Origin of the sequence: Brucella haematophila (assembly GCF_005938105.1) — a bacterium.
GTDB lineage: Bacteria > Pseudomonadota > Alphaproteobacteria > Rhizobiales > Rhizobiaceae > Brucella > Brucella haematophila.
The window spans coordinates 34,662-53,907 of sequence record NZ_VCPE01000011.1 but is presented as its reverse complement, the minus strand read 5'-3'; the positions used below and the strand labels follow the sequence as shown (position 1 = coordinate 53,907).

Genomic DNA, 19,246 nt, shown 5'->3' with positions numbered 1-19,246 from the left:
CACTATGTGGCACCGGGAATATCTTTTTGAAAAGAAGACGTTAGCTTTCAGCGTTCGTACGTGGTGATTTTGTCTGTCTCCCACGATTGTCCCGGTGACAATTATCCACAGGCCGTCGCGCGACGGGTTTCAACCTGTCGCTTGCGCAAAACAGTCGGTTTGAAGAGGGTGTGCTTAAGAGCTGCTACTGCCTGTGATGGCGTTGACGGCGGTTTTAACCTTGCTCAGATGCGCCTCCATGGCGGTCCGGGCGCCAGCTTCGGAACCGGCCGCGATGGCGTCGACAATCCGGCGATGTTCGATATTGGACGCCTCGCGGCGACCTGCCATGAGATTGATGAGTTCGGATTGCTGGACCAGAGCATCACGGGCATCGGCGACGATCTTGGCAAAGAGCGTGTTTCCGGAGGCAACGGCTATGGCGCTGTGAAACTCGGAATCGAGCAGCTCCCATTTATGCGGGTCGGTCTGGCGGTCCATCTTGTCGCAAAGTCCAAGCAGATGCGCGAGCTGTTCGTCGCTTCGACGAAGTGCCGCCCAGCCTGCCGCCGGAATTTCGATAAAGGGACGCGCTTCAATCAGATCGCGCGCGGAATAGCCGTCATAGCTCAGTTCCGCCGAGGGCGTTGCATTCACTATATAGGTGCCGCTACCGGTCCGGGTCTGGGTGAGGCCAAGGGTTTGCAGCGAGCGCAGCGCCTCCCGCACGATGGGGCGGCTGACGCCGAACCGGTCGGCCAGCCGGGCTTCCGAGGGAAGGCGGGTGCCGACCTGTAGGCGACCGGATATGATCGCCGATCGTATGTCGTCGAACACGACTTCGGCGGCGTTTTTCCGGTTGATCGGATGCGCTTCCGATAGCCAGTCAGCCAATTCACTCATGCCCCAGCCTCCATTCATTGCCATGCAGCTGTCAAGGTGCTGACAGCTGCATGGCAAATCATCTGCTAGGCAATTTGGGAGGCATTTTCAATCCCGACGGGCAAAACGCGCTGCGGCAAGCGATGCGACAAAGGCGATGGCCAGCATGGCGAAGGTAAACTCCGTCACCGCGTTCCAGCCGCCCGCGATCCAGAAAATGCCGCCTGCTGATCCCGCGATGCTGGAGCCGAGATAATAGGCCAGGAGGTAAAGCGAAGACGCGTGACCCTTGGTGTGGAGCGCCAGCCTTCCGACCAACGCACTCGCCACCGAGTGGCTGACGAAGAAGCCGACAGTCAGAAACACGATGCCGACGATGATCAGCGGCAATGGCGCAAAGAGTGTCAGCAGCACGCCCGCCGCTTCAATGCCCAAACCAATGGGAAGCACAATGAAATGGCCGAGCCTGTCGCCCATGCGGCCCGCGATCCACGATGCGGCGATGCCGAACAGATAGACCGAGAAAATTGCGCCGAGCGCCGTCTGGCTCAGACTGTAGGGCGCGGCGACAAGACGGAAGCCGATATAGTTATAGACCGTCACAAACGAGCCCATGACCAGAAAGCCGATGGCGAACAGCAGCGGCAGGGCCGGATTGCGGATATGGCCGATCCATGCACCGAGGTGAAACCGCGCATTCAGACCGGGGCGCGGGGTGAAATTCTGCGAGGCAGGCAGGAGCATCAGAAAGCCGATGGCAGCGGCAAGGCCCAGAAGTCCCATGCCTGCAAGGCCGACGCGCCAGGAGAAAAATTCAGCCAGCGTTCCGGTAATGACGCGCCCCGCCATACCACCGAAGGCGTTGCCCGCGATATAAAGGCCCATGGATGCGCCAAGACCGCGCGGGTCGATTTCCTCGGCAAGATAGGTCATGGCGACCGCCGGAACGCCGCCCAGCAAAAGGCCCTGCAATGCGCGCAGCGCCAGCAGCATGTCCCAATCCGGCACGAGTGCGGCGGCGATGGTGCAAAGCGCAGAGCCGAGCAGGGAGGCGAACATCAGTGAGCGGCGGCCGAAGCGTTCGGAAACGATGGCCGCAAAGAAAATCGCAAAGGCCAGAAAGCCGGTGGAAACCGAAAGAGAAAGGGAGCTTGCCGCAGGCGTGATGTTAAAATCATGTGCGAAGAGCGGCATCAAAGGCTGCACGCAATAGAGAAGCGAGAATGTCGCAAAGCCTGACAGAAAGAGCGCAACGCTGGCATTGCGAAATGCGGGTGTGCCTTTGACCAGATAGTGCTTTTCTTCCGGTACAGCTCCGGATGATGTTGGAGCGGTGACCAGCCTGAGGGTGCTGTCTGGTGTTCTAACGCTATCGAGACTGCGTTCTTGGACGCGGGACATGACTTTGCCTTTTCAAAACCTCCCGAGCCTTGATCTAGTCAAATGCACATCATTTGTCTAATATATGGAACAGACGATTGTAATATGTTTTGGATATACCGATGGAATTGCGCCACCTTAGATATTTTCTGGCTGTCGCCGATGAGGGCAATTTTACGCGCGCTGCGGCAAATCTCGGGATCGGTCAACCACCCTTGAGCCAGCAAATTCGTGATCTGGAGAATGAAATCGGCGTCGCTCTTTTCCATCGTGTTCCGCATGGCGCGGAGTTGACGGCAGCAGGCACGGCCTTTCGTGAGGAAGCGAAGGCGGCGGTTGCCGCTGCGGAGAAGGCCAAGCTTGCCGCGCAGAGCGCGGCGCGGGGCGAGACAGGGCGTCTGGCCTTGGGTTTCACTGCGTCATCGGCCTTCAACCCGGTGGTGAGCGGAACGATCCGACGGTTTCGTGCCCGCTGGCCGGAGGTACGGCTGACGCTCACCGAAATGAACACGAGCCTTCTGATGGAAAGACTTCTACGCGGTGAGGTGGATGCGGCTTTCATCCGTCCCGGCCTCGAAAATCCCAAGGACGTGCGGACGAAGCGCTTGGCCGATGAGCCGATGCTGATCGCCTTGCCGAGCCATCATCCGTTGGCAGCGCATGAAACATTGCCGGTTTCGGCGCTTGCCAAGGAGGCCTTTGTGATGTTTCCACGCATTGTCGGCCTCAGTCTTTATGACGACGTGGTTGCGGCTTGTCGTGATGCTGGTTTTGAAATGATCGTCGCGCAGGAAGCGCCGCAAATGCCGTCGGTCGTCAATCTGGTGGCCGCCGATCTGGGCGTTTCCATCGTGCCGGCCGCGATTGCACAGATCAGGCTTGCCGGTGTGGCCTACAGACCGATTGAAGGCGAACCACTTTCCGCACATCTGGCGCTCGCCTCTATGAAGAGCAACCACTCGCCGCTGATCGACAATCTCATGAGCCTTTTGCCCAATCTGTAGCGCCTATCGGCTATAAAGTTGAGTCAAATGATCACAAATCGGTTGATCGGCCCGGATACAGAGAAAATAACCCCCGCACTATTCAAAAACTTGCTAACAGGCGTTAGGGAAGGGGGCGTGTCCAGACCTCTTTGAATGCTGCCCCAAAAGTGTAAGCCGGGATTTCTATGAATAGTTTGCTGAAGCGCTTTGCTGCCTATTATGAACCGCACAAGGGCTTGTTTGCACTTGATTTCTCCAGCGCCGTCCTTGCTGGTCTGCTGGAGCTGGCGTTTCCGGTCGCGGTGACGCTGTTCATCGACCGCCTGCTGCCGACCAATCAGCTTGGGCTGATTGCCATCGCAGTGGCCGGGCTGTTTCTGATCTATCTCCTCAATGCCGGTTTGCAGGTTGTCGTGACCTATTGGGGCCATATGCTTGGGATCAAGATTGAAACCGAGATGCGGCGCAAGGCATTCGATCATCTGCAAAAATTGTCATTCCGTTTCTTCGACAATCAGAAGACCGGGCATCTGGTCGCAAAGCTGACCAAGGATCTGGAAGAGATCGGCGAAGTGGCCCATCACGGCCCCGAAGATCTGTTCATCGCCGTCATGACCCTGATCGGCGCTTTTGCCTTGATGCTCTGGATTCACGTGCCGCTGGCGCTGATTACGGGGTTGGTCGTTCCGCTGACGGCGATTGTGAGCATCCGCTATGGCAGCCGGATGACCTCGAACTGGCATGCACTTTATGGTCGCGTCGGCGAGTTCAATGCGCGTATCGAGGAAAATGTCGGTGGCATTCGCGTCGTGCAGGCCTTCACCAATGAAGACCACGAGCGCAAGCTGTTTGACGAAAGCAATCGCAACTATCTGACGACCAAATTGCGGGCCTACAAAATCATGGCGGCTTCGATGTCGCTGTCTTATCTTTCGATGCGTTTTGTCCAGATTATTGTCATGCTCGCTGGCGCCTGGTTTGTCGTGCGCGGCCAGCTGACGGAAGGTGGCTTCGTTGGCTTCCTGCTGCTCATCGGCGTTTTCTTCCGGCCCATCGAGAAGATCAATTCGATCATCGAAAGCTATCCGAAGGGCATTGCCGGTTTCCAGCGTTATTCGGCCTTTCTCGATACAGAGCCGGATATTGCCGACAGGCCGCAAGCCGTTTCCGTGCAGCGTCTGCATGGCGATATTGAGTATAGTGATGTCAGCTTCGGTTACCGTTCGGAAAAGCCGTTGCTTGCCCATTTGACCCTGTCGATCCGGGCGGGTGAAACGGTCGCCTTTGTTGGCTCGTCCGGAGCAGGAAAGACGACGATCTGCTCTCTGCTGCCGCGCTTCTATGAAGTGACCGAAGGTGCGATCAGCATCGACGGCATCGATATTCGAGATATGACGCTCAAGTCCCTGCGGTCCAATATCGGCATTGTCAGTCAGGATGTCTTCCTGTTTGCCGGAACGATCCGCGACAACATCGCTTATGGCAGGCTGGAGGCATCGGAGACAGAAATCCTCGAAGCGGCGCGGCGCGCCCGTCTTGATGATGTGATTGCCGCCTTGCCTGCTGGTTTGGACACGGTTGTGGGCGAACGCGGCGTCAAGCTTTCGGGCGGCCAGAAGCAGCGTCTGGCGATTGCGCGTATTTTCCTGAAAAACCCGCCGATCCTGATCCTCGATGAGGCGACATCGGCGCTGGATACTGAAACCGAACGTGCAATCCAGCAATCGCTTGCCGATCTTTCGCAGGGGCGCACCACGCTGGTCATCGCGCACCGGCTCGCAACCATCGTCAATGCAGACCGGATTGTCGTGGTGGAAGAAGGCCGGATTATCGAACAGGGTGTTCATGACGAGCTGGTCGCTCGTTCGGGCGGTCGTTATCAGCAACTCCATGCGGCACAGGTAAACTGACCATTAGGCGGCAAACGACTTGGCCGCCAATCATAAAAACTGCGACTTCGTCAAAATAGCTTGTTTCGGCTGGCGATTTTCGGCGGCATAATCGTGCATCTTATCGGCAGGGAGACCGACATGGATGTTACGATTATAACGGGCGCGTCCGATGGGATCGGAGCGGAAACCGCTCGCCAGATAGCGCATCGCGATCGCGCAGGTGCTGCCCTTGTGCTGGCGGCACGTAATGTCGAAAAGCTTGAAAAACTGGCAACAGAATTGCGGCTTGAGGGCAGCACCGTGCTGGTTGTGCTGACCGATGTTACAGATCGCAATGCCTGCATCGCATTGATTGAAAAAGCGGCATCGACTTTTGGCCGGATCGACACGCTGATTGTTAATGCAGGCATGTCGGCCCACGCCAATTTCGCGGAGATCAGGCCGGAACATCTGCACTGGATGCACGATCTGATGGAGCTGAACTATTTTGGCAGCATCTGGCCGATCCATGCCGCACTTCCTCACCTCGCGGAGACCAAAGGGCGGATTGCGGTGGTTTCATCGGTTGCGGGGCTGATCGGCGTGCCGGGGCGCTCTGCCTATAGTGGCACGAAATTCGCGCTGTCCGGATTTTGCGAAGCGCTTCGCTCGGAACTGGAACCGAGCGGTATATCTGTGACGATTGTTTATCCGGGCGTTGTGAAGACAGATATTCGCAAGGTCGGTTACGGCGCCAGCGGTGAAGCGCTGGGAACCAGCGGCGTGCGCGAAGACGATATGATGTCTGTGGAAGAAGCGGTGCGTCTCATGCTCGATGGTTTGCAGAGGCGCAAACGCGAGGTATTGATGACGCGGCAAATGCGATTGGGGCGCTGGCTTAAGCTGATCGCACCGCGAATCGTGGATCGCATGGCGCTTAAAGCGCTCAAGCCCGAATTTCGCCCGAAGCCGATCAAACCGGCGCGATGAAGTCCGGTTATCCACGTTCTTCACAGCCATTACAAAATGGATCGCTGATCTTTCGCTTTTCGCCAACTATCCGTTGACGGTCTTTTAACTTCGGCTACTATATATAGTGTTCTAGGTTCTTTCGATTCGATGAGTCGAAAGCTAAGAGGGAATTCGGTGAGTCGCTGCCATGAGGGCTGAGACGAAGCCGAAGCTGCCCCCGCAACTGTAAGCGGTGAGTTATTGTTGATCACGTCACTGGCGTAAGCTGGGAAGACCGACAAGAGCGCTGACCCGTGAGCCAGGAGACCTGCCTTGAGCAATGAACGTCCACGGGCGGGGTGTCCGGTTGGTGCGCAATCATTGAGGCGAGATGTGCTTCTTGCCGATTGCTACCCCGAATGCCCGCTCACAAGCTTCGGGGTGAAGTCCATGTCTGACACATTGTCCAGTTTGTATTGTTCCTTCAGTTCAGGTCCACCTTTCCAGAGGTGATTTTGCGCGGTCCGGTGGTGCTCAAGCATCACTGACTGTTCCCCGATTTTGTCCGCCATCACGCGCATGTGCCATGCGCGAACGATCTCTCATGCGCATCTGTCCCGATGGGGTTGCTGCGTTCCAGGCAATCTGTGCCCAATCCAGTGAGGAAGAAATGAACGTCACCGTCTATAGCAAACCCGCTTGCGTCCAGTGCACCGCAACCACCCGTGCCCTCGATCGTCAGGGGATCGATTATCAGGTCATCGACATTTCTGCTGATATGGCCGCTTACGATCTGGTCACAGGGCTGGGCTATCGTCAGGTGCCAGTCGTTGTGGCTGGTGAAACTCACTGGGCCGGTTTTCGTCCAGACATGATCAACGGTCTTTCGTGACCGTGGCTTTGTCATGAGCTCGGCAATGGGTCTCCTAGTCTATTTTTCCAGTCGCTCCGAGAACACGCATCGTTTCGTAGAGCGGCTTGGAATGCGCGCGAGGCGCATTCCCATCCTGCAAAAGGATGAGGAAGAATCGAACCCGTTGCAGATAGACGAGCCATTCGTGCTCATGACGCCAAGTTATGGCGGCGGCGGAACCAAAGGGGCGGTGCCCAAGCCGGTCATCCGCTTTCTCAACAATACGGGGAATCGCTCGCTGATCCGCGGCGTGATTGCCGCGGGTAATAGCAATTTCGGCGAAGCTTTCGGCATAGCCGGTAAAATAATCTCTGCCAAATGTCAGGTTCCCTATCTCTATCGCTTTGAGCTTTTGGGAACAGATGAAGACATTGGCAATGTCAGGAACGGGATGGAACGATTTTGGACACGGCAGACACAACCCTGATCCGCGAGCGCGAGGCAGAGCTGGTCGCGCAGGACGCGCCGCAAGCAGCGGCATCGAACAGCCCCAAGCCCGTCAAATCTACGGATGGGCTGGACTATCATGCGCTGAACGCGATGCTCAACCTCTATGATGACGAAGGCAAGATCCAGCTTGATCGTGACAAGCAGGCTGCGCAGCAATATTTCCTTCAGCACGTCAACCAGAACACGGTCTTCTTCCATAATCTGCGGGAGAAACTCGATTATCTGGTGACGGAGAACTATTACGAACAGGCGGTACTGGATCAGTACTCCTTCAATTTCGTGCGCGACCTTTTCGATGAGGCCTATGCCAAGAAATTCCGTTTCCCGACATTTCTCGGCGCTTTCAAATATTACACCAGCTACACGCTGAAGACCTTTGACGGAAAGCGCTATCTGGAGCGCTATGAAGACCGTGTCTGCATGGTGGCGCTGGCATTGGCGCGCGGCAGTGAGCAGCTGGCCCGCGACCTTGTCGACGAGATTATTTCCGGTCGCTATCAGCCCGCAACGCCAACATTCCTTAATGCAGGCAAGAAACAGCGTGGCGAGCTTGTGTCCTGCTTCCTGCTGCGGGTGGAAGACAACATGGAGTCCATCGGACGCTCCATCAATTCCGCATTGCAGCTTTCCAAGCGCGGTGGCGGCGTGGCCTTGAGCCTGACGAATATTCGCGAATCCGGCGCGCCGATCAAGCAGATCCAGAACCAGTCATCGGGCATCATTCCCGTGATGAAGCTGCTGGAGGATTCATTCTCCTACGCCAATCAGCTTGGCGCGCGACAGGGAGCAGGTGCGGTTTATCTGCATGCACATCATCCCGATATCATGCGTTTCCTCGACACCAAGCGCGAGAATGCGGACGAGAAAATCCGCATCAAGACCTTGTCGCTGGGTGTGGTGATCCCGGATATCACCTTTGAACTCGCCCGCAACAACGAGGATATGTATCTCTTCTCGCCTTATGACGTGGAGCGGGTCTATGGTCAGCCGCTGACCGAGATTTCCGTCACGGAAAAATACCGCGAAATGGTCGATGATGCGCGCATCCGCAAGCGGAAGATCAATGCGCGTGAGTTCTTCCAGGTTCTGGCGGAAATTCAGTTTGAGTCCGGCTATCCCTACATCATGTTCGAGGATACGGTGAACCGCGCCAACCCGATTGACGGGCGCATCACCATGAGCAATCTGTGCTCGGAAATCCTGCAGGTCAGCGAAGCCAGCATTTTTGATGAAGACCTTTCCTATGCCCATCTCGGCAAGGATATTTCGTGCAATCTCGGCTCGCTCAACATCGCAGCCGCCATGGATTCGGCGAATTTTGGAAAGACCATTGAAACCTCCATTCGGGCGCTGACGGCAGTTTCCGATATGAGCCATATTGGCTCGGTGCCGTCTGTTGCGCGCGGCAATGATGAGAGCCACGCCATCGGCCTCGGCCAGATGAACCTGCATGGCTATCTTGCTCGCGAGCGGATTTTCTACGGTTCGGAAGAAGGCGTGGATTTCACGAATATCTATTTCTACACCGTGACTTATCACGCTCTGCGTGCTTCGAACCGCATTGCCGTCGAAGCGGGCAAATCATTTAGCGGTTTTGAGAAGTCCAAATATGCATCGGGTGAATATTTTGACAAATATACCGATCAGCTTTGGGAGCCAGAGACCGACAAGGTCCGCGAGATTTTCGAAAAGGCGGGCATCGCGATCCCCACGCAGGACGACTGGCGCGACTTGAAAAAGGCGGTGATGGAGGGTGGCCTCTACAACCAGAACCTTCAGGCGGTGCCACCGACCGGGTCGATCTCCTATATCAACCATTCCACTTCTTCCATCCATCCGATTGTGTCCAAGATCGAAATCCGCAAGGAAGGCAAGATTGGTCGCGTCTATTATCCGGCTGCGTTCATGACCAATGATAATCTCGATTATTATCAGGACGCCTATGAGATCGGGCCGGAAAAGATCATCGACACCTATGCGGCTGCTACCCAGCATGTCGATCAGGGCCTGTCCTTGACCTTGTTCTTCCGTGACACGGCCACCACCCGCGACATCAACCGCGCCCAGATCTATGCCTGGAAGAAAGGCATCAAGACGATCTACTACATCCGGCTGCGCCAGATGGCGCTTGAAGGGACGCAGGTGCAAGGCTGCGTTTCCTGCGCCCTGTAAGCCCAAGATGAGATCAGAGGAAATCCAATGAACATGCAATTCAAAACCGGCAAGGGAAAGCCCCACGGTCTCGTACGCGCCATCAACTGGAACCGCATCGAGGATGATAAGGATCTGGAAGTCTGGAACCGCCTGACTGGTAATTTTTGGCTGCCGGAAAAAGTGCCGCTCTCCAACGATATCCAGTCATGGGAAACGCTGAAGCCGCAGGAAAAGCAGCTGACGATCCGTGTTTTTACCGGCCTCACCTTGCTTGATACCATCCAGAACGCTGTCGGCGCAGTCGAGCTGATGGAAGATGCGGCGACGCCCCATGAAGAGGCAGTACTTTCCAATATCGCCTTCATGGAAGCGGTGCATGCGCGCTCCTATTCCTCGATCTTCTCGACGCTGTGTCTGACACCGGATGTCGATGACGCCTATCGCTGGTCGGAGGAAAACGAATTCCTGCAACGCAAGTCCGAACTGATCCTCGAACAGTACCGTGCGGATGATCCTTTCAAGAAAAAGATCGCCAGCGTGTTTCTGGAGAGCTTCCTGTTCTATTCGGGTTTCTATCTGCCGATGTTCTGGTCGAGCCGCGCCAAGCTGACCAATACGGCAGACCTTATCCGGCTAATTATCCGCGATGAAGCTGTGCATGGCTATTACATCGGCTACAAGTTCCAGCGTGCGCTTGAAGTGCTGGGCGAAGCGCAGAAGCAGGAAATCAAGGACTTTGCCTTCGAGCTTCTGCTAGAGCTTTACGACAATGAAGTGCGCTACACGGAAGCGCTTTATGACGGCGTCGGTCTGACCGAAGACGTCAAGAAGTTCCTGCATTACAACGCGAACAAGGCGCTGATGAATCTTGGTTACGAGGCGCTTTTCCCGGCAGAGGCGTGCAAGGTCAATCCGGCTATCCTGTCGGCACTTTCACCAAATGCCGACGAAAACCATGACTTCTTCTCCGGTTCGGGCTCTTCCTACGTCATCGGCAAGGCCGTGGCGACGGAGGATGAAGACTGGGAGTTTTAACACGCCACCTGCATTCTTCGTGATGCGGGCCGCAAAGAGCGCTTTGTCAATCCGCAGGTGTTTTATGCTGCGGATTGACCATTTCATCTGTCTGTACTGAATATACCGACTTCGAATCTGACCTGATGGCGGCATTTTGGAATGCCTTTCAGGACATGGATTCATACTGACAGGTGAGTTTCATGCCGACCGACGACCGTAAGAAAAGCCGGGTTACACTTCTTGATGTGGCGCGCCATGCGAATGTTTCGCGCGCCACGGCGTCGCTTGTCATCCGCAAGAGCCCGCTTGTGGGAACCGCGACGCGGGAGAAGGTCGAGAAGGCGCTGCAAGAACTCGGCTACGTCTACAATATGGGCGCAGCGAGCTTGCGGGCCGATCGCTCGAACACGGTCGGCGTGATTGTGCCGACGCTGGGCAACCCCTTTTACGGCGAGCTTCTGGCCGGCATCGACAGTATTGTCGGTGAGGCTGGCATGGTTGTTCTGCTGGCCAATAGCCATGAGAACTTTGCCAATCAGAACACGTTGATGCAGCGCATGCGCGAGCATGGTGTCGATGGCGTGATCGTATCGCTGACGGCGGGAACCGAGCCGGAATTTATCGAGCAGATTGCCGATTGGGGACTTCCCGTCGTGCAGGTGCTCCGCCATGTGACAGACAGGATCGACTATGCCGGGGTCGATTATGCGGGCGGCATGCGGCAGGCCGTCAATCATCTGTCCGGACTGGGGCACAAGACCATTGCTTTTGCGGTGCATGGGCCGGTGCATTCTGCCTATCGCGAGCGTGTCGAGGGCTTTCGCGAGGCCATGCTGCAGAAGGGCTTGGACCCGGAACTGATCGTGCATCTGCCAAGCACCATGCCGGAAATCGCCAGGGCCGCGCCGCTTCTGTTTCAGCAGGGACCGGAACCAACAGCGGCAATCTGCTTTAACGATGTGATAGCGCTCGGTCTTTCGGCCGGGCTTTATGATTACGGGCGAAAAATCGGGGAGGATTTTTCGCTGATCGGCTTTGACGATGTCAGCGACGCCGAGGCGACACGCCCGCGCCTGAGTTCCGTCGCGACGCGTCCGGTGACGGTCGGCCAAAACGCAGCCAGATTGCTGCTTTCGCGCCTTGCAGAGCCGGAAATGGCGGCGCAGCGCATTGTTGCCGAGACCTATTTGCAGGTTCGCCAGTCATGTGGACGCCCTGTGGGCTGACGAGAGATTTGATCATCTAATCCGAATTAATGATTGACGAGAGGGGTTAAACGAATTTAGATCGATCTAAATTGAGCTGATCTTGGAGGAAGACAGCCAATTCGCCGACCGGGAGGTTCCAGCATTGTACAATTTCAATTTCGCGCCAGTGTTCGCGTCGATGGACAAGCTGCTTCTCGGCGCCTGGCAAACGATCGAGCTTTCTGTCGCCGCCATGGTGCTCGGGCTGGTCGTTTCCATTGTGTGCGCCTTGGGCAAGACATCCGGCTCGAAGCCGGTGCGCTTTGTCATCGACGCCTATGTGGAGATCATCCGTAACACACCGTTTCTGGTGCAGATATTCTTCATCTTCTTCGGTCTGCCCTCGGCAGGTCTGCGCTTGTCGCCCAACAGTGCGGCACTTCTGGCGCTGGTTGTGAATTTCGGCGCTTACGGTACGGAAATCATCCGCGCAGGCATCGAGTCCATCCATAAGGGGCAGGTGGAAGCGGGCACTGCGCTTGGCCTCTCGCGCCTGCAAGTTTTCCGCTACATCATCATGAAACCGGCATTGCGCACGGTCTATCCGTCGCTGACCAGCCAATTCATCTATTTGATGCTGACATCAAGCGTCGTGTCGGTGATTTCGGCCAATGAACTGGCCGCTGCCGGTAATGATCTCCAGTCTGCGACCTTCGCCAGCTTCGAGGTCTATATCGTCATCACGGTGATGTACCTCATCATGTCCATCGGTTTTTCGGCGGTGTTTTCGCTGATTGAAAAACTGGCGTTCAAATATCCACTGAGCCGATAGGAGCAAGGCCATGATCAGACCTTTCGGCTGGAACGAATTTCTCATTATCGTCTATGCGGCTCAGTGGACCATTGCGCTCTCGGCCATCGCCTTTGTGGGCGGCGGCATTGGCGGCATGATCGTGGCGTTGATGCGCGTTTCGGATAATCGTGCGCTGCGCTATATCGCGCTTGGCTTCATCCGCCTGTTTCAGGGCACACCGCTTTTGATGCAGCTTTTCCTTGTGTTCTTCGGACTGAATATTTTCGGCCTGGGCATCAATCCTTGGATCGCAGCGGCTATCGCCCTGACCTTGCATGCCAGTGCTTTCCTTGGCGAAATCTGGCGTGGCTGTATCGATGCTGTGCCGCCGGGTCAGCGGGAAGCGGCAACGGCGCTTGGCCTGCGCTACTACAACCGCATGCGCTACATCATTCTGCCGCAGGCTGCACGCATTTCGGTTGCACCGACGGTCGGTTTCCTTGTGCAGTTGATCAAGGGCACATCGCTTGCCGCCATCATTGGTTTTACCGAACTGACCCGGCAGGGCCAGATCATCAACAATGCAACCTTCAGCCCGTTCATGGTCTTCGGCACGGTTGCGGTTATCTATTTCATTCTGTGCTGGCCGCTCTCGATCTTGGCCCGCAACATGGAAACCAAATTTTCTCGCGCAACTGCTCGGTAACCGGGGGCTGTGTAGGGACTGATAGCCGGCGAGGAGTCCGGTTTAACAATAGGGAAGGGAAAAACATGAATATCAACAGACGCATAGCGATGACGCTTATCGGTGCTGGCGCGCTTGCCGCGGCTTTTGCGCCTGCCGCATTCGCGCAGACCGTCGAAGGCATCAAGTCGGCAGGAACGATCAAGATCGGCATGCTGGTCGACTTTCCGCCATTTGGCATCATGAACACCAATAACGAGCCGGACGGCTATGATGCCGACGTGGCAAAGCTGCTTGCTGCCGAGCTGGGTGTGAAGGCGCAGATCGTACCGGTCACCGGCCCTAACCGCATTCCTTATCTGCAGAGCGGACAGGTTGACCTGCTGGTAGCTTCGCTGGGCATCACCGAAGAGCGCGCCAAGAGCGTCGATTTCTCCCAGCCGTATGCTGGTATTTCCATCGGCGTTTTCGGACCGAAGGACGCGGCAGTCGCCAAGCCGGAAGACCTGTCGGGCAAGACCATCGGCGTGGCGCGCGCCTCGACGCAGGATACGGCGGTGACCAAGGTTGCGCCGAAGGATGCGAATATCCGCCGCTTCGATGACGATGCCAGCGCCGTGCAGGCTCTGCTGTCGGGTCAGGTCGATTTGATCGGTCTTTCCAATGTCGTTGCCGCTGAAATCGAAAAGGCAGCGCCGGGACGTTACGAGCAGAAAATCCAGCTCAGCCAGCAGGTTCAGGGCATCGCAGTTCGCAAGGGTTCGAGCGAAATGCTCGAATTCGTCAACAAGTTCATCGAGAAGGTGAAGGGCGACGGCGAACTGAACAAGATCCACGAAAAGTGGCTTGGTTCTCCACTGCCGGATTTCGTTTCCAAGGCGAAGTAAGTCTTTGACAGTGCCATGCCCGGTATTGGCCGGGCATGGCCGCAAACGCCGCATTCGGCGATCACGTTCAGCAAAGCGAGTTCTCGACATGAACCAGACGGCACACGATTCAGCTCAGAACAAAGCCAGCCGGGCATCGCAGGATGCTTCCGGTACTGCGGTGCTGATGGAAGGCGTCAACAAATGGTATGGCACCTATCATGCGCTGCGGAATATCAATCTGACTGTGGCGCGCGGCGAGCGCATCGTCATTTGCGGCCCGTCGGGTTCCGGAAAGTCCACGCTGATCCGTTGCATCAACCAGCTTGAGACCATTCAGGAAGGGCGCATCGTCGTCGATGGTCACGACCTGACGGCTGGCGGCAAGAATGTCGACATCATCCGGCAGGAAACCGGCATGGTGTTCCAGCAGTTCAATCTTTTCCCGCATATGACCGTTCTGGAAAACTGCACGCTTGCACCGATGAAAGTGCGCGGGGTTGCCAAAGCGGAAGCCGAAAAGACGGCACGCAAATTTCTTGAGCGTGTGCGCATCCCGGAGCAAGCGGACAAGTATCCGGCACAGCTTTCCGGCGGCCAGCAGCAGCGCGTGGCGATTGCGCGCGCATTGTGCATGAACCCCAAGATCATGCTTTTCGATGAGCCGACGTCGGCGCTCGATCCGGAAATGGTCAAGGAAGTTCTGGACACCATGATCGATCTCGCCAAGGAGGGCATGACCATGCTCTGCGTCACCCATGAAATGGGCTTTGCGCGACAGGTCGCCGACCGCGTTATTTTCATGGATCAGGGACAGATTCTTGAAATGGCGGAGCCGGAAGAATTCTTCGGCAATCCGAAGCATGAGCGGACAAGGGCCTTTATCGGTCAGATTTCCTGACCGCTCGCATCGTTTGTTCTGACGCATACCGCGAAGGCTAAATCCCACCTTTCGCGATGTGTTTCCCCCAATCTGGAACTGGAGTTTGACGTGACGAAGGAAATTCTGCTCGTGGAGCCGATGATGTCCGCTATCGAGGAGCGTCTCGATGCGGGCTACAAGGTGCACCGGCTTTACAAGACCGAAGAAAAAGCGGCTATCGATGCGGCTTTGGGCTCGATCCGCGCGGTCGTGACCGGTGGCGGTTCGGGACTTTCCAATGAATGGATCGAGCGTCTGCCGTCGCTTGGCCTGATCGCCATCAACGGCGTCGGAACGGACAAGGTCGATCTCCCCTTCGCCCGCAGCCGCAATGTGCATGTGAGCACGACGCCCGGCGTCCTGACCGATGATGTTGCCGATACCGGCATTGCGCTGATGCTCGCGCTCCTGCGCCATGTGGCGCTTGGCGACAGCTTTGTCCGCGAAGGAAAATGGGCCGGGCGTCAGGCGTTCCCGCTGGGCATCAGCCCCAAGGGCAAGCGTATCGGCGTTCTCGGTCTTGGCCAGATCGGCAAGTCGCTGGCAAAGCGCGCCGAGGCTTTCGGCATGGACGTGCATTACTGGAACCGCTCGCCGGTGGCAGGCACGAACTGGGTGGCCCATGCATCGCCTGTAGAACTGGCTGAGAACTGCGATGTTCTGGCGGTTTGCGTGGCAGCCAATGCCTCCACGGCGAATATCGTCAATGCGGATGTGCTGACCGCGCTTGGCAACAAGGGCTATCTCATCAATGTCGCGCGCGGCACTGTGGTCGATGAAGACGCGCTTCTGGCCGCGCTGAACGGTGGCATTATCGCCGGTGCCGGTCTTGATGTATTCGTCAACGAGCCGACGATCCGCGAAGAATTCTTCACTGCTCCAAACACGGTTTTGATGCCGCATCAGGGCAGTGCAACTGTCGAAACGCGCATCGGCATGGGTGAACTGGTGCTTGCCAATCTGCAGGCCTATTTCGCAGGCGATGTTCCGCCCACCAAGGTAAATTGAGTTTTGCGATGATTGTCAGACAGGCTTTCTTCGAAGGTGAAATTCATGCCGGGCGCGAGGATGCGTTCAAGGCTTATGTCGCGGAAACCCTGATGCCGATGTGGCTTCAGTTTCCAGGCATCCGGGATGTGCGCGTGCTTTATGCCGTGGAACGGGACGAAGGCGCACCATCCTACCCGATGGTGTTGTGGACGGTTTATGACGGCCGACAAGCGCTGGCCGAGGCGCTGGAGTCACCTATCCGCTACGAAAGCCGGGAGGCCACAAAGGGCCTCCTCGCAATGTTCGATGGGCATATCCACCACCACGTTTTCGACCTCGCTCTGGTAGGCGAAGTCGTCGGTTGATGAGCGTCGTTCGGCCAGCGTTTCATGCGCTGGCCGAGTGAGTCTCTCTCCGTTTTTTGAAATTTGTCCGACCGGTCAAATTTGCAGTTTTGAGCCTTTATTTAAGTATATGATCACGTAATCACATAAATGTGATTATTGTACCGATGACGGGCACGTTTTCGCCGGTTTCTGGTATTTTAGGGGCAATTTCTTCGCCGAAACGGCTGCTTCATCGCCCCGAAATCCCTCATGTTTTGCACAGCTAGGGTACAAGTTATTTGAACTGTTCTAGTCTGGTGTGTATCGAGCGCTATGTTTTTCTCAATCGTGCAATGCGGTTTCATTTCAGAAAAGCATCCCTCCGTCTTACCCACCTAACAGGCAGGAAACGACAATGACTGACCTCCCCGGATATCCGAGTCGTCGCAGTTTTCTGAAAGCCTCCGCAGCAAGCGTCATGCTTTCAGGACTGGCTGTCTCAGCGCAGGCCGAACCGAAGACGCCACCGGTTTCGCTCGAAGACTATGAACGCCAATATTTTACCGATCTTGAATGGACATTTATCCTCGCCGCGACGGCAAGGCTGATCCCCTCGGATGGCGATGGCCCCGGCGCCATCGAAGCCCGCGTCCCTGTCTTTATCGATCTCCAGCTTGCCGGCGATTATGGCCGCGCTGACGACTGGTACATGGTTGGGCCGCACGACGCGTCGGCTGATCCGACACGCGGCTGGCAAACCCCGCTCAACCCGGCGCAGATTTATCGCCAGGCTATTCCGGCCTTCAACGGCTGGTGCGAACAGAAATACAGCGCCGCTTTTGCCGCTCTCACGCCTGAACAACAGGACGAAGCACTGACTGCGCTTCAAAAGGGCGAAGTCGGTTTGCAGCCGGAACTGCGCGAGTTCTTCGGCATTCTGCTCCAGAACACCAAGGAAGGCTATTTCGCCGACCCGATGTATGGCGGCAATCACGGCATGCAGGCCTGGACCTATATTGGCTTCCCCGGCGCGCGCGGCAGCTACAAGGAGTGGGTTGAGCGCTACAATGTTGCCTACCCGCTGGGTCCGGTTTCGATCAAGGGCGAAAGGGCTTAACCATGGCACGTCAGGAAAAGAAGAAAGACGTGGTCATTGTCGGCCTCGGCTGGACCGGCTCTATTCTCGCAATGGAACTGGCGCAGGAAGGCCTCGACATCGTCGCGCTTGAACGCGGCCACGATCAGAATACCGTGCCGGATTTCAAATATCCGAACATGATCGATGAGTTGAAATATGGCGTGCGTCTCAAGATGATGCAGCGCGCCAGCCAGCAGACGGTCACCGTGCGCCGCAACGCGGAAGAAAACGCGCTGCCTTATCGCAGCTTCGGCTCGTTTTTGCCGGGTAACGGCGTGGGTGGTGCGGGTACGCACTGGAACGGCCTCAACTGGCGTCCGCAGGCCGAAGAACTGCGCCTGCGTTCCCATGTGCGCGAGCATTGGGGCGAGCAGATCATCCCGGAAGACATGCTTCTGGGTGATTACCCCGTCACCTATGACGAGATGGAACCGTTCTTCGACCGCTTCGAGCGCGTGGCTGGTATTTCCGGGAAGGCGGGCAACATCAAGGGCAAGATTGTTGAAGGCGGCAACCCGTTCGAGGGCTGGCGTTCAAACGACTACCCAATGCCGCCGATGAAGACGACCTGGGACGGACGCAAATTCGCCGATGCAGCGCAGGCTGCGGGTTACCACCCGTTTCCGTCGCCGGGCGGCATTGCCTCGACCGCTTACGTCAATGAATATGGCATGCAGATGGGGCCGTGCAATCATTGCGGTTTCTGTGAGCGTTTTGGTTGTTACCAGTATTCGAAGTCGTCGCCCCAGACGACGATCCTCGATGCGCTGAAGCGGATGCCGAACTTCTCCTATCGCACCGAGTCGGAAGTGCTGCGTGTTGAAATGGCTCCGGATGGCAAGACCGCGACCGGCGTGACCTATTTCGACGACAAGACGCAGGAAGAAGTCTTCCAGCCTGCCGATCTCGTCATTCTGTCGTCGTTCCAACTGAACAACGTGCATCTGGCGCTGCTTTCGGGCATCGGACAGCCTTACGATCAGGCAACGGGCGAAGGCGTCACCGGACGTAACTATGCCTACCAGCTGACCGGCGGTGTGACGCTTTTCTTCAAGGATGAAGAGTTCAATCCGTTCATCGGCACCGGCGCCAATGGCATGTGTATCGATGACTTTGGCGTCAACCAGATCGATTTCGGTCGCGAAGGTTTCATCGGTGGCGCTTACTGGCGCACCGGCCAGACCAACGGCCAGCCGATCCGCAGCATGATATTGCCGTCCGGCACGCCGAGCTGGGGTGCTGGCTGGAAGAAGTCGATTGCCGAATGGTATGGGCACTCGATGAACATCGGAACCCATGGTTCCGTCATGTCCTACAAGACTAACCATCTCGATCTCGATCCGACCTATAAGGACCCGCACGGCCGTCCGCTGATGCGCATGACCTTCAACTGGAATCCGAACGATATCCGGATGACCCAGTTCATGAAGACCAAGGCGGAAGCGCTGGCCAAGACGATGAACCCGGACCTGATCCAGTCGTCCTTCAAGAAGGAAGGCGCTCAGTTCGACGTTCGTCCTTACCAGACGACCCACACGACCGGTGGACACATCATGTCGGAGAATGCGCGCGAGGGCGTGGTCAATCGCTTCTCGCAGGCATGGGACAAGCACAATGTGTTCATGCTTGGTGCGGGTAACTTCGTGCAGAACACCCAGTACAACCCGACCGGCTTGCTCGGCGGCCTTGCCTACTGGACCGCACATGCGATCCGCACGCAGTATCTTGCCAATCCGCGTCCGCTGGTTTGAGGAGA

18 protein-coding genes and 1 riboswitch are annotated in these 19,246 nt (G+C 56.6%); of the genes, 16 read left to right on the top strand and 2 right to left on the bottom strand.

The window, feature by feature from the left end:
* Positions 1 to 174: 174 nt before the first annotated feature.
* The gene (locus FGI60_RS16560) at positions 175 to 882 is read right to left on the bottom strand and encodes a FadR/GntR family transcriptional regulator (protein ID WP_138786130.1); all 708 of its coding nucleotides are present in this window, start codon (positions 880 to 882) and stop codon (positions 175 to 177) included.
* An 87-nt stretch (positions 883 to 969) separates the two neighbouring features.
* Positions 970 to 2,262: an MFS transporter gene (locus FGI60_RS16555; protein WP_138786129.1), complete on the bottom strand. Its 1,293-nt coding sequence runs from the start codon at positions 2,260 to 2,262 to the stop codon at positions 970 to 972.
* 101 nt (positions 2,263 to 2,363) lie between these two features.
* On the opposite strand from FGI60_RS16555, the gene FGI60_RS16550 reads away from it, so the two are divergent.
* The 16 genes from FGI60_RS16550 to FGI60_RS16475 all read left to right on the top strand — a co-directional run bounded on the left by FGI60_RS16550 (position 2,364) and on the right by FGI60_RS16475 (position 19,241).
* Positions 2,364 to 3,245, top strand: coding sequence for a LysR family transcriptional regulator (locus tag FGI60_RS16550; RefSeq protein ID WP_138786128.1), 882 nt, complete (start codon positions 2,364 to 2,366; stop codon positions 3,243 to 3,245).
* A gap of 167 nt (positions 3,246 to 3,412) precedes the next feature.
* Positions 3,413 to 5,137 carry an ABC transporter ATP-binding protein gene (locus FGI60_RS16545; protein WP_138786127.1) on the top strand — a complete coding sequence of 575 codons (1,725 nt, stop codon included), beginning with the start codon at positions 3,413 to 3,415 and terminating at the stop codon, positions 5,135 to 5,137.
* Between the two features lie 120 nt (positions 5,138 to 5,257).
* On the top strand, positions 5,258 to 6,088 hold the full coding sequence (locus FGI60_RS16540; protein ID WP_138786126.1) for an SDR family oxidoreductase: 831 nt from the start codon (positions 5,258 to 5,260) through the stop codon (positions 6,086 to 6,088).
* Positions 6,089 to 6,184: 96 nt separating this feature from the next.
* A riboswitch (cobalamin riboswitch) is annotated at positions 6,185 to 6,399 on the top strand.
* Positions 6,400 to 6,719: 320 nt separating this feature from the next.
* Positions 6,720 to 6,941, top strand: coding sequence for a glutaredoxin-like protein NrdH (gene nrdH, locus FGI60_RS16535; RefSeq protein WP_078338267.1), 222 nt, complete (start codon positions 6,720 to 6,722; stop codon positions 6,939 to 6,941).
* A gap of 25 nt (positions 6,942 to 6,966) precedes the next feature.
* Entirely contained in the window at positions 6,967 to 7,389 is a 423-nt protein-coding gene (nrdI, locus tag FGI60_RS16530) for a class Ib ribonucleoside-diphosphate reductase assembly flavoprotein NrdI (protein WP_138786248.1), read from the top strand.
* Positions 7,365 to 9,584, top strand: coding sequence for a class 1b ribonucleoside-diphosphate reductase subunit alpha (gene nrdE / locus FGI60_RS16525; RefSeq protein ID WP_138786125.1), 2,220 nt, complete (start codon positions 7,365 to 7,367; stop codon positions 9,582 to 9,584). The genes nrdI and nrdE overlap by 25 nt, the downstream gene beginning before the upstream one ends.
* Before the next feature lie 27 nt (positions 9,585 to 9,611).
* Positions 9,612 to 10,601, top strand: a complete 990-nt coding sequence (gene nrdF, locus FGI60_RS16520) for a class 1b ribonucleoside-diphosphate reductase subunit beta (RefSeq protein ID WP_078338270.1) — start codon at positions 9,612 to 9,614, stop codon at positions 10,599 to 10,601.
* Between the two features lie 182 nt (positions 10,602 to 10,783).
* Positions 10,784 to 11,809 (top strand): LacI family DNA-binding transcriptional regulator, encoded by a 1,026-nt coding sequence (locus FGI60_RS16515; RefSeq protein WP_138786124.1) that lies wholly within the window; start codon positions 10,784 to 10,786, stop codon positions 11,807 to 11,809.
* 124 nt (positions 11,810 to 11,933) lie between these two features.
* Positions 11,934 to 12,602 carry an amino acid ABC transporter permease gene (locus FGI60_RS16510; RefSeq protein WP_078338272.1) on the top strand — a complete coding sequence of 223 codons (669 nt, stop codon included), beginning with the start codon at positions 11,934 to 11,936 and terminating at the stop codon, positions 12,600 to 12,602.
* 10 nt (positions 12,603 to 12,612) lie between these two features.
* Entirely contained in the window at positions 12,613 to 13,269 is a 657-nt protein-coding gene (locus tag FGI60_RS16505; protein ID WP_138786123.1) for an amino acid ABC transporter permease, read from the top strand.
* A 65-nt stretch (positions 13,270 to 13,334) separates the two neighbouring features.
* Entirely contained in the window at positions 13,335 to 14,135 is an 801-nt protein-coding gene (locus FGI60_RS16500) for a transporter substrate-binding domain-containing protein (protein ID WP_138786122.1), read from the top strand.
* An 88-nt stretch (positions 14,136 to 14,223) separates the two neighbouring features.
* A complete protein-coding gene (locus tag FGI60_RS16495; protein ID WP_328592662.1) occupies positions 14,224 to 15,015 on the top strand; it encodes an amino acid ABC transporter ATP-binding protein in 792 nt (263 codons plus the stop codon).
* Between the two features lie 78 nt (positions 15,016 to 15,093).
* Complete coding sequence (locus FGI60_RS16490; RefSeq protein ID WP_138786121.1) at positions 15,094 to 16,044, top strand: 2-hydroxyacid dehydrogenase; 951 nt, start codon at positions 15,094 to 15,096, stop codon at positions 16,042 to 16,044.
* Positions 16,045 to 16,052: 8 nt separating this feature from the next.
* Positions 16,053 to 16,391 carry a hypothetical protein gene (locus tag FGI60_RS16485; protein ID WP_078338277.1) on the top strand — a complete coding sequence of 113 codons (339 nt, stop codon included), beginning with the start codon at positions 16,053 to 16,055 and terminating at the stop codon, positions 16,389 to 16,391.
* A 376-nt stretch (positions 16,392 to 16,767) separates the two neighbouring features.
* On the top strand, positions 16,768 to 17,469 hold the full coding sequence (locus FGI60_RS16480) for a gluconate 2-dehydrogenase subunit 3 family protein (protein ID WP_138786120.1): 702 nt from the start codon (positions 16,768 to 16,770) through the stop codon (positions 17,467 to 17,469).
* A 2-nt stretch (positions 17,470 to 17,471) separates the two neighbouring features.
* The gene (locus tag FGI60_RS16475; protein ID WP_138786119.1) at positions 17,472 to 19,241 is read left to right on the top strand and encodes a GMC family oxidoreductase; all 1,770 of its coding nucleotides are present in this window, start codon (positions 17,472 to 17,474) and stop codon (positions 19,239 to 19,241) included.
* Positions 19,242 to 19,246: the final 5 nt, after the last annotated feature.

What these genes read in the sequence shown, in the direction of transcription:
- nrdF (WP_078338270.1), top strand. Translation starts at nt 9,612, where the DNA reads ATGAACATGCAATTCAAAACCGGCAAGGGAAAGCCCCACGGTCTCGTA.
- FGI60_RS16485 (WP_078338277.1), top strand. Translation starts at nt 16,053, where the DNA reads ATGATTGTCAGACAGGCTTTCTTCGAAGGTGAAATTCATGCCGGGCGC.
- FGI60_RS16500 (WP_138786122.1), top strand. Translation starts at nt 13,335, where the DNA reads ATGAATATCAACAGACGCATAGCGATGACGCTTATCGGTGCTGGCGCG.
- FGI60_RS16545 (WP_138786127.1), top strand. Translation starts at nt 3,413, where the DNA reads ATGAATAGTTTGCTGAAGCGCTTTGCTGCCTATTATGAACCGCACAAG.
- FGI60_RS16505 (WP_138786123.1), top strand. Translation starts at nt 12,613, where the DNA reads ATGATCAGACCTTTCGGCTGGAACGAATTTCTCATTATCGTCTATGCG.
- FGI60_RS16560 (WP_138786130.1), bottom strand. Translation starts at nt 882, where the DNA reads ATGAGTGAATTGGCTGACTGGCTATCGGAAGCGCATCCGATCAACCGG.
- FGI60_RS16480 (WP_138786120.1), top strand. Translation starts at nt 16,768, where the DNA reads ATGACTGACCTCCCCGGATATCCGAGTCGTCGCAGTTTTCTGAAAGCC.
- FGI60_RS16550 (WP_138786128.1), top strand. Translation starts at nt 2,364, where the DNA reads ATGGAATTGCGCCACCTTAGATATTTTCTGGCTGTCGCCGATGAGGGC.
- FGI60_RS16540 (WP_138786126.1), top strand. Translation starts at nt 5,258, where the DNA reads ATGGATGTTACGATTATAACGGGCGCGTCCGATGGGATCGGAGCGGAA.
- nrdI (WP_138786248.1), top strand. Translation starts at nt 6,967, where the DNA reads ATGGGTCTCCTAGTCTATTTTTCCAGTCGCTCCGAGAACACGCATCGT.
- FGI60_RS16555 (WP_138786129.1), bottom strand. Translation starts at nt 2,262, where the DNA reads ATGTCCCGCGTCCAAGAACGCAGTCTCGATAGCGTTAGAACACCAGAC.
- FGI60_RS16475 (WP_138786119.1), top strand. Translation starts at nt 17,472, where the DNA reads ATGGCACGTCAGGAAAAGAAGAAAGACGTGGTCATTGTCGGCCTCGGC.
- FGI60_RS16515 (WP_138786124.1), top strand. Translation starts at nt 10,784, where the DNA reads ATGCCGACCGACGACCGTAAGAAAAGCCGGGTTACACTTCTTGATGTG.
- nrdH (WP_078338267.1), top strand. Translation starts at nt 6,720, where the DNA reads ATGAACGTCACCGTCTATAGCAAACCCGCTTGCGTCCAGTGCACCGCA.
- FGI60_RS16495 (WP_328592662.1), top strand. Translation starts at nt 14,224, where the DNA reads ATGAACCAGACGGCACACGATTCAGCTCAGAACAAAGCCAGCCGGGCA.